7 protein-coding genes are annotated in these 9,577 nt (G+C 76.2%); 3 read left to right on the plus strand and 4 right to left on the minus strand.

The genetic code is table 11. The annotated features are described in order from the left end of the window. On the minus strand, positions 1 to 1,027 hold a 1,027-nt coding region (locus tag ABEB16_RS07030), incomplete at its 3' end, for a DNA topoisomerase IB (protein WP_345711547.1). A 173-nt stretch (positions 1,028 to 1,200) separates the two neighbouring features. On the opposite strand from ABEB16_RS07030, the gene ABEB16_RS07035 reads away from it, so the two are divergent. Together ABEB16_RS07035 and ABEB16_RS07040 are read left to right on the plus strand one after the other, a co-directional pair. Continuing rightward, positions 1,201 to 2,892, plus strand: coding sequence for a putative bifunctional diguanylate cyclase/phosphodiesterase (locus tag ABEB16_RS07035; RefSeq protein ID WP_345711548.1), 1,692 nt, complete (start codon positions 1,201 to 1,203; stop codon positions 2,890 to 2,892). 93 nt (positions 2,893 to 2,985) lie between these two features. Further along, positions 2,986 to 4,320: a multidrug effflux MFS transporter gene (locus ABEB16_RS07040; RefSeq protein ID WP_345711549.1), complete on the plus strand. Its 1,335-nt coding sequence runs from the start codon at positions 2,986 to 2,988 to the stop codon at positions 4,318 to 4,320. An 88-nt stretch (positions 4,321 to 4,408) separates the two neighbouring features. On the opposite strand, the gene ABEB16_RS07045 is transcribed toward ABEB16_RS07040, so the two are convergent. From ABEB16_RS07045 to ABEB16_RS07055, 3 genes are all read right to left on the minus strand, one after another. Beyond that, positions 4,409 to 5,308 (minus strand): glucose 1-dehydrogenase, encoded by a 900-nt coding sequence (locus ABEB16_RS07045; RefSeq protein WP_345711550.1) that lies wholly within the window; start codon positions 5,306 to 5,308, stop codon positions 4,409 to 4,411. A 122-nt stretch (positions 5,309 to 5,430) separates the two neighbouring features. Then, entirely contained in the window at positions 5,431 to 7,446 is a 2,016-nt protein-coding gene (locus ABEB16_RS07050; RefSeq protein WP_345711551.1) for an acyl-CoA dehydrogenase family protein, read from the minus strand. After that, entirely contained in the window at positions 7,443 to 8,204 is a 762-nt protein-coding gene (locus ABEB16_RS07055; RefSeq protein ID WP_345711552.1) for a TetR/AcrR family transcriptional regulator, read from the minus strand. Before ABEB16_RS07055 ends, ABEB16_RS07050 begins: the two co-directional genes overlap by 4 nt. 76 nt (positions 8,205 to 8,280) lie before the next feature. On the opposite strand from ABEB16_RS07055, the gene ABEB16_RS07060 reads away from it, so the two are divergent. Further along, a partial coding sequence (locus ABEB16_RS07060) for an acetyl-CoA C-acetyltransferase (protein ID WP_345711553.1) occupies positions 8,281 to 9,577 on the plus strand: 1,297 nt, incomplete at its 3' end.

Genomic DNA, 9,577 nt, shown 5'->3' on the forward strand with positions numbered 1-9,577 from the left:
CGACCGGCTCGTCCCGCAGCAGCCGCTGCACCGCCACCTCGATGGCGCCGTGCGTGGCCGGGTGCCCGAAGCCGGCGTCCGCGCCCAGGTCCCGCAGCACCGGCTCGATCGTCACCCCGTCGCCGAAGAGGTCCACGACCCGGGGGTCCACGTAGCTGGCCCGGCACACCGCGGGGGTGTTGCCCAGGTACTCCGACACCTCCCGCACCGCGCGGGCCACCGCCCGCTTGCGCGCCGTGGGGCTGCCCGCCACCTGCACCGACACCGCCAGCGCCACCGCCGCCAGCACCGTGGCGTGCCACGTGCGGAAGTCCTTCGCCGACACGTCCGGGCCGATCACCTCGTGCAGGTAGCCGTTGACGTCGCCGCTGGTCACGTCGTGCCAGGAACCGTCCGGCTCCCGCCACGCCAGCAGGTCCTCGCCCCCGCCCCGGCGGCGCTTCAAGGAGCGGACCGCCGCGCGCACGTCCGGGTCGGCGACGACCAGGCTGCGGTCCTTGCCGGACTTCGCGACGTAGGAGAACACCAGCTCCCCGTGCCGCTCGTGCACGTGGTCGCGCCGCAGCGTCGCCAGGCCGTACGAGCCGTTCTCCTCCGCGTACGACTCCCCGCCCACCCGGAAGAAGCCGAGGTCCAGCAACCGGAACGCCGTGGCCAGCGCGCGCTCCCGCGGCATCCCCGGCAGCGCCAGGTGCCCGGCCACCACCTCCCGGGCGCGGGGCAGCTCCGCGGCCACCTCCAGCACCCGGTCGTGCTTGAGGCGGTCCCGCTGGGCCCGCCACAGCTCGTGGTAGCGGTACTGCCGCCGGCCGCGGTCGTCGGTGCCCACCGCCTGCAGGTGCCCGTTGGGCCAGGGGCAGATCCACACGTCGGTGTAGGCCGGGGGGACCGCCAGCCGCTCGATGCGCTCGACGACACCGGGATCGGTGATCCGCTCGCCGTGCTCGTCGAGGTAGACCCAGCCGCGGCCCGCGCGCCGGCGGGTGAAGCCGGGGCCCGAGGGGGAGGAACGGCGCAGGCGGGGCACACCCCGATCGTGCGACGCCGCCGCCGCACCCGCACGCCGGAAGCCGCCGGCCGGGCCCGGGCAGCGGCCGGCGCCGACACCCCGATCGGCGCACCCACCGCTCAAGCACCCCGGGGGGCGTGACGATGGGGAGGCGGTGGCGCCCTCCCCGGGGGCCGGTGAGCGGAGGACGCGTGGGTCTGGAGCAGCGGCAGGCGGAGGCCCGGCAGCGGCGGGTCGCAGCGCTGGCCGACCACGGCCTCCTGCCCGGTGACGGTCCCCTCCCGGCGGAGCTGTCCGCCCTGCCGCGGCTGGCCGCCGCGCTCTGCGGCACCGGCTCCGCCCTGCTGGCCGCCGCCGACCCCGACGAGGACGCCGCGCTGCGCCCCCTCGCCACCTGGGGCCCGGGCGCCGAGGGTGCCCCCGTCGTCGCCGGCGCCGACCTGCGCACCGCCGACGGCGTGGTGCTGGGCGCCCTGCAGGTCCTCGGCGGGGCCCCCGGCGGGGTGGCGGCCGAGGGGCGGCGGCACCTGGAAGACCTGGCCCGCACCGCCGTCGGCCTGCTGGAGGTCGGGCGGCTGCAGCGGCGGCTGCGCGAGCAGGCCCTGCACGACCCGCTCACCGGGCTGCCCAACCGCGCGCTGCTCGTCGACCGCATCGAGCACGCCCTGGCCGCCGGTCGCCGCGACGACACCCGCCTGGCGCTGCTCGTCTGCGACCTCGACGGGTTCAAGCAGGTCAACGACTCCGCCGGCCCCGGCGCCGGCGACGCCCTGCTGGCCGAGGTCGCCAAGCGCCTGCAGCACGTCGTGCGCCCGGGCGACACCGTGGCCCGGCTCGGCGGCGACGAGTTCGCCCTGCTCTGCCTCGACGTGGACTCCGAGGCCGACGCCCGCACCATCGCCGACCGCGCGGTGGCCGCCGCGGCCGAACCGGTGTCCGTGCCCGGCGGCCCCCACCTGCTCGGGGTGAGCGTCGGCCTGGCCCTGTCCGGTGTCGGCTCCACCGCCGAGCGCCTGCTCGTCGACGCCGACGACGCCATGTACACCGCCAAGCGCGCCGGCAAGGGGCGCGCCCACCTCTTCGACCTCGCCGGGCGCGCCGCGGCGACGCGCGCCTCGGTGCTGCTGGCGGAGGCGGCCGAGGGCCTGGAGCGCGGGGAGTTCGTGCTGCACGGCCAGCCCGTCGTCGACATCGTCACCGGCCGCGCCACGGCCGTGGAGACCCTCGTGCGCTGGCAGCACCCCCGGCGGGGCCTGCTGCTGCCCGGCGCGTTCCTGGAGACGGTGGAGCACAGCTGGCTGATGGTGCCGCTGGGCCGCTGGGTGCTCGACGCCTCCTGCCGCATGGCGGCGGGCTGGCTGGGCGTGCTGGGCGCGGACGCCCCCGCGGTGCACGTCAACGTCTCCGGCCGCCAGCTGGAGACCGGCACCCTCGCCGACGACGTCGAGGCGGCGCTGGAGCGGCACGGGCTGCCCGGCGACAAGCTCGTCGTGGAGCTGACCGAGACGCACGTCGCGGTCATCGACGACGCCCTGCGCGCGGACCTGGCGCGGCTGCGCGCCCGCGGGGTGCGGCTGGCCGTCGACGACCTCGGCACCGGCTACAGCGCGCTGACGAGCATCACGGAGCTGCCCGTCGACGTGCTCAAGGTGGACCGCAGCTTCGTCCGGGACATCGCCGAGGACCCCTCGGCGGCGGCCGTGGTGCGCGCGGTCATCGGCATCGGCGGCGCGCTGGGGCTGTCCGTCGTCGCGGAGGGCGTGGAGACCGCGCGGCAGCAGGAGTTCCTGCAGGCCCACGGCTGCGACAGCGCCCAGGGCTTCCTGTGGAGCCCGGCCCGCCCCGAGGGCGAGCTCGTGGAGCTGCTGCGCGCCCAGCGCTGAGCGCCGCGAAACACCGTGGCGGGAACACCCCCGCGCCCGCGAGGCTTGTCGCCCGGTAGGGCCGGAGTGCGGCTCACCGCGGAGGGGGAAGACATGCACGACAGCGCGCAGCACACCGGACCACCGGGCCAGGAGGCCGTCGCGGCCGGGCTGCCGGAGGCGGTGGCCGCGACGGCCGTCCCGGAGCGGGCCGGCGCCCCGGCCGCCGGGGACCGCCCGGAGCTGGGCACCGCCCAGCGCTGGCGGGCCGTCCTCGTCCTCGGCAGCCTCATCGCGCTGGGCCCGCTGAGCATCGACACCTACCTGCCCGCCCTGCCGGCCCTGACCCGCGACCTCGACGCGAGCGCGTCGGCGGTGCAGCTCACCCTCACCGGCACCCTCGTCGGCCTGGGCCTCGGCCAGCTCGTCATCGGCCCGCTGTCCGACGCCCTCGGGCGCCGGCGCCCCCTGCTGGCGGGCATCGCGCTGCACATCGTGGCGTCCCTGCTGTGCGCGATGGCCCCGAACATCGCCGTGCTCGGGGTGCTGCGGGTGCTGCAGGGCATCGGGGTGGCGGCGGCCAGCGTCGTGGCCACGGCCGTGGTCCGCGACCTGTTCACCGGCAGCACCGCCGCGGCCGTGCTGTCCCGGCTCATCCTGGTCATGGGCGTCGCGCCGGTGCTGGCCCCCTCGCTGGGCGGCGCGGTGCTCGCGGTCGGTTCCTGGCGCACGGTGTTCCACGTGCTCGCCGTCCTGGGCGCGCTGCTGATGCTGGTGGCGCTGTTCGCGCTGCGGGAGACCCTGCCGCCGCAGCGGCGCACCCCGGTGGGGCTGCGCCCCGTGCTGCGCGGTTACCGGGAGCTGCTGGGCGACCGCAGCCTCGTGGGCCTGATGCTGGTGGCGGGCCTGACGATGGCGGCGGTCTTCGCCTACGTCTCCGGTTCCCCGTTCGTGCTGCAGGAGGGTTTCGGTCTCGACGAGAGCACGTTCGCGCTGGTGTTCGGCGCCGGCGCGGTGGGGCTCGTGGCGGCCTCGCAGTGGAACGTGGTCCTGCTGCGGCGCTGGGCGCCGGAGGCGATCCTGTCCACGGCCCTCGTCGCGGGCGCCCTGGCCGGGGTGGTGCTGGTCGTGACGGCCGTGACGGGCCTGGGCGGGATGCTCGGGATCCTGCTGCCGCTGTGGGTGGTGCTGGCCGTCGTGGCGCTGTGCGGGCCGAACGCGGCCGCGGTGGCGCTGTCCCGGCACGGGGAGCGCGCCGGTGCGGCCGCGGCCCTGCTGGGAGCCAGCCAGTTCGGCATCGGGGCGCTCGTGGCGCCGCTGACCGGTGCCGGTGGCGGGGGTTCGGCGCTGCCGATGGCGCTGACGATCGCCGGCACGCTGCTCGTGGCGGCGGTCGTGGCGCGGCTGGTGCTGCGCCGCGGCGGGGAGGTGGCACCGGCCACCGCCTGAGCGCGGCGTGCGCGAGGGCCCCGTCCGGTCGACCCGGGCGGGGCCCTCGCGCGTCGGGACCCGTCAGTCGGGAGTCAGTCGGGACCCGTCAGGGGGTGGGCATGCCGCCGTTGACGTGCAGGGTCTCGCCGGAGACGTAGCTGGACTCCGCGGAGGCCAGGAACACGTAGGCGGGGGCGAGCTCCGCGGGCTGCCCGGCCCGGCCCAGCGGGGTCTGCGCGCCGAAGGTGGGCAGCGCGTCGGCGGGCTGGCCGCCGGAGACCTGCAGCGGCGTCCACACCGGCCCGGGCGCGACGATGTTGACGCGGATGCCCTTCTCGGCCACCGCCTGCGCCAGCGCCTTGGAGAAGGTGTTGATCGCGGCCTTCGTCGAGGCGTAGTGCGGCAGCGTCGGGGACGGCTCGTAGGCCTGGATGGACGACGTCGTGATGATGGTGCCGCCGGGCCGGATGTGCGGGACCGCGGCCTTGGTCAGCCAGAACAGGGAGTACACGTTCGTCTTGAACGTGCGGTCGAACTCCTCGGTGGACAGCTCCTGCAGGTCCTGCACCGCCTGCTGGCGGCCGGCGTTGACGACGAGGCAGTCGATGCGGCCGAACTCCTGCACCGCCTTCTCCACGAGCGCGACGTTGGTGGCCTCCTCGGACAGGTCGCCGGCGAACGTGACGGCGGTGCGGCCCGCCTCCCGGACGAGCTCGGCGACCTGCTGGGCGTCGGCCTCCTCCTCGGGCAGGTGGCTGATGAGGACGTCGGCGCCCTCGCGGGCGAAGGCGATGGCGGTGGCGCGGCCGATGCCGGAGTCGGCGCCGGTGATGACGGTCTTCAGCCCGGCGAGGCGGCCGGTGCCGCGGTAGGTGGACTCCCCGTGGTCGGGGGCGGGGCCGGTCATCTCGGTGGCCAGCCCGGGGGCGGGCTGCTGCTGCTCCTCGAACTCCGGCTGCGGGTACTTCGTGGTGGGGTCGACGACGGTGTACTGGTCGGTGCTCACGCGCTCTCCTGCGTCCGGGACCTGTGTGCTTCCGCCCGCACCGTTCCCCGTCCGGCCCGGACCATGCGCGAGGGGCCGGGCGCGTCCCGCGGCGCGCCCGGCCCCCCGTCGGTCCCGGCCGCTCAGGCGGCGATGACCGCGCCCAGCCAGGCGTCGGGGATGCCGAAGCCGGCGACGAGCTCCTCGGTGCGCGGGCGCAGCTGGTTCACGGTCTCGTTGACGGCGTGGGTGACCTGCTTGGCGCGCACCGGGCTCATCCGGCGGTGCTGCAGGTACCAGCCCTTGTGGGACTCCAGCAGCGCGAGGGCGTGCAGGTCGCACACCTGCTCCAGCAGCGCCTTGACGGCGGGGTCCTCGCAGCGGGCGATCGCCGCGACGAAGGCCTCCAGCACGACGCGGTCGACGTGGGAGCGGGCGGCGGTGACGAGGTGGTCCTGCAGGCCGCCGAGGGTGTCGTAGGAACCGCCCACGGACTTGCCCCGGGCCTTGCGGGCGCGCTTGGCGAGGGTGTCGACGAGGTGCTTCTCGCGGAAGCGCACCATCTGCAGCTGCCAGGCGCGGTCGCGCAGCTCGCCCTCCACGTCGTTGCGGGGCGCGGAGTCCACGAGTTCCTGCACGAGCAGGCGGGCGGGGCTGCGGCCGGCGACGGTGCTGATGAGGTCGCGGGTGGCCAGCCGCGCCATGCCGAGGGTGTCGAGGTCGGAGAACTGCTGCTTGTAGCGGGTCAGCAGGCTCTTGGCGACGAGCTGGAGCAGGACGGTGTTGTCGCCCTCGAAGGTGGTGAAGATGTCGCTGTCCGCCTTGAGCTGCGGCAGCCGGTTCTCCGACAGGTAGCCCGCGCCGCCGCACGCCTCGCGGCAGGTCTGGATGGTGGCGGTGGCGTGCCAGGAGGAGACGGCCTTCATGCCCGCGGCGTGCGTCTCGAACGCCCGCTGCGTGACGGTGTCGACCTCCTCCCCGCGCAGCTGGGCGCCGACGACCTCGTGCATGGCCTGCACGAGGTCGTCCTGCGCGAAGCTCAGCGCGTAGGTGGTGGCCAGGGGCACGAGCAGGCGGCGCTGGTGGCTGAGGTAGTCCATGAGCAGGACCTCCTCGGCCGGGGCGCCGTCGGGGCCGGGGCGGGTGAACTGCCGCCGCGTGAGGGCGTGGCGCAGGGCGATGGCGAGGGCGACCTTGGTCTGGCTGAGGGCGCCGCCGGAGATGCTGACGCGGCCCTTGACGAGGGCGCCGAGCATCGTGAAGAACCGCGAGTTGGCGCTGGCGATGGGGCTGGAGTAGGTGCCGTCCTCGGCGACCTGCGCGTAGCGGTCGAGCAGCGCGGTGCGGGGCACGCGCACGGAGTCGAACAGGATGCGGCCGTTGTCGACGCCGTTGAGGCCCATCTTGCGGCCGCAGTCGGACAGGGTGATGCCGGGCAGGGCCTCGCCGTCGCGGCGCAGCGGCACGACGAAGGCGTGCACCCCGTGGCGCTGACCCAGCGTCTCGAGCTGCGCGAAGACGACGGCGACCTCGGCGTCCTCGGCGGCGCCGCCGATGTACTCCTTGCGGGCGCCGGCGTCGGGGGAGTGGATGACGAACTCCTGCGCCGCCGGGTCGTAGGTGGCGGTGGTGCGCAGGCCCGCGACGTCGGAGCCGTGCTCGGACTCGGTCATCGCGAAGCAGCCGAGCAGCTCCAGGCGCAGGACCCGCGGCAGCAGCTCGGCGTGGTGGCGCTCGGTGCCCAGGGCCTGCACGGCGCCGCCGAAGAGGCCGAACTGCACCCCCGACTTGATCATGAGGGAGGCGTCGCCGAAGCCGAGCATCTCGAACTGGCTGACCTGCCCGCCCGGGTCGTCGCCGCCGCCGTGGGCGGCGGAGAAGCCGAGCTCGTGGCCGCCGAGGGCGACGACGCGGCGCAGCTGGTCGCGGGTGCGGTCGCGGTGCTCGGCGGTGGAGAGGTGGTCGGCGGGCTGGAAGAGGTCCAGCGGCAGCTCCGCGCGGCAGCGGTCGCGCTGCTCGGCGAACGCGCCGTCGAGGAAGCGGCGCAGCACGTCGGTGTCGACGGGGCCGGTGGGGACGGCGGCGCTCCCGCCGCCGGCGGGGGTGGCCTGCCCGGGGGCGGTCGTGCGCTCCGGTGCGGGGACGTCGGTGGCGGTCATCGCTCCTCCTCGGGCGTGGCGGTGTGCTGGTCGGTGGCCTGCGGGGTGCTGCTCCGCGGGGCGCTGCTGTGCGGATCGGTGGGCAGGACGGCGGTGAGGCCGCCCCACGCCAGGGCGGTGAGGTGGGTGGTCATGGCGGCGGCCGGCAGCCGGTCGGGGGCGGCGATCCAGCGGTCCGCGGCGGCGCGGATCATCCCGACGAGCCCGTGCGCGACGGCGTCGGCGGCCGAGGAGCCGGCTCCGACGGCGCGCAGCTGGGCGGTGAGGGTCCGGGAGACCTCGTCGCCGATGGCGGTGGTGAGCCCGCCGACGGGGTCGGAGCCGACCTCGCGGTCGAGGAAGGGGTGTGCGGTGACGAACCGGTACACCTCCGGGTCGTGCTCGACGAGGCGCAGGTACGTCCCGATGATCCCGCCGAGAGCCTCCTGCGGGGTGTCGGCGCGGGCGACGGCGGCCTTGAGCTCGCGGACGATGAGCCGGTTCACCCGGGCCGCCACGGCGAGGTAGAGGGCCTCCTTGTCCGCGAAGTGGCGGTAGAGGGCGGTCTTGCTCGTGCCGGCGGTGGCGGCGATCTCGTCCATCCCGACGCCGGCGCCGTGGCGGGTGATGGCGCGCAGTGTGGCCTCGACGAGCTCTTCGCGGCGGGTGCGGCGGTGCTCGGCCCAGCGGGTGCTCCGCCGGTCCGGGCGCGGGGTGGTCCCGGGTGGTGGTCCGGGGGAGGGGGCGGGGGCCCGGGCGGGCTCGACGGCGGCGTCCACGGCTCCACAGTACGCGGTACTCCGAGTACCTGCTACCTTCGGTAGCGAAGATTCACCCCCTCGACGAGGAGACCCGATGGCTCCCGCACCCCGCCGGGCCGCGATCCTGGGCGGCAACCGCACCCCCTTCTCCCGCACCGGGCGCCACTACGCCCACGCCTCCGCGCAGGACCTGCTCACCGCCGCCCTCGACGGCCTCGTCGCCCGCTTCGGCCTGGCCGGCGAGCGCCTCGGCGAGGTCGCCGCCGGCGCCGTCCTCAAGCACAGCCGCGACCTCAACCTCACCCGCGAGGCCGTGCTGTCCACGGCGCTGTCGCCGCACACCCCCGCCTACGACGTGCAGCAGGCCTGCGGCACCGGCCTCGAGGCCGCCGTCCTCGTCGCCAACAAGATCGCCCTCGGGCAGGTGGAGTCCGCCGTCGCGGGCGGCACCGACTCCGCCTCCGACGCGCCGATCGCCGTCGACGAGGGCCTGCGCCGCGTGCTGCTGGACCTCTCCCGCGCCCGCACCCCGCAGGCCCGCCTCGCCGCCGTGGCCCGCCTGCGCCCCGGCCACCTGCGCCCCTCCCCGCCCAGCAACGCCGAACCGCGCACCGGCCTGTCCATGGGCGAGCACATGGCGATCACCACCGCCGAGCGGCGCATCCCCCGGCAGGCGCAGGACGAGATCGCCCTGGCCAGCCACCGCAACCTCGCCGCCGCCTGGGAGCGCGGCTTCCTCGACGACCTCGTCACCCCCTACCTGGGGCTCCGGCGCGACGACAACCTCCGCCCGGACACCACGGCGGAGAAGCTCGCCGCCCTGCAGCCCGTGTTCGGCCGCCGCGGCCGGGCCGCCGAGCTGGCCGAGCCGACGATGACCGCCGGCAACTCCACCCCGCTCACCGACGGCGCCGCGGTCGTGCTGCTCGCCAGCGACGAGTGGGCCGCCGCGCACCGCCTGCCGGTGCTCGCGCACCTCGTCGACGCCGAGACCGCCGCGGTCGACTTCGTGCACGGCGGCGACGGGCTGCTCATGGCCGGCGCGCACGCCGTGCCGCGGCTGCTGGCCCGCAACGGCCTCACCCTGCAGGACTTCGACCTGTACGAGATCCACGAGGCGTTCGCCTCCACCGTCCTGGCGGTGCTCGGGGCGTGGGAGGACGAGGAGTGGTGCCGCGAGCGGCTGGGGCTGCCCGCGGCGCTGGGGAGCGTCGACCGCGCCAGGCTCAACGTCGCGGGGTCCTCCCTCGCCACCGGCCACCCCTTCGCCGCCACCGGCGCCCGCATCCTCGCCACCACCGCCAAGCTGCTCGCCGAGCGCGGCGGCGGGCGGGCGCTCGTCTCCATCTGCGCCGCCGGCGGCCAGGGCGTCGCCGCGATCGTCGAGGCCG

Source organism: Kineococcus glutinatus (assembly GCF_039542765.1).
In the GTDB taxonomy this organism is placed as follows: Bacteria; Actinomycetota; Actinomycetes; order Actinomycetales; family Kineococcaceae; genus Kineococcus_A; species Kineococcus_A glutinatus.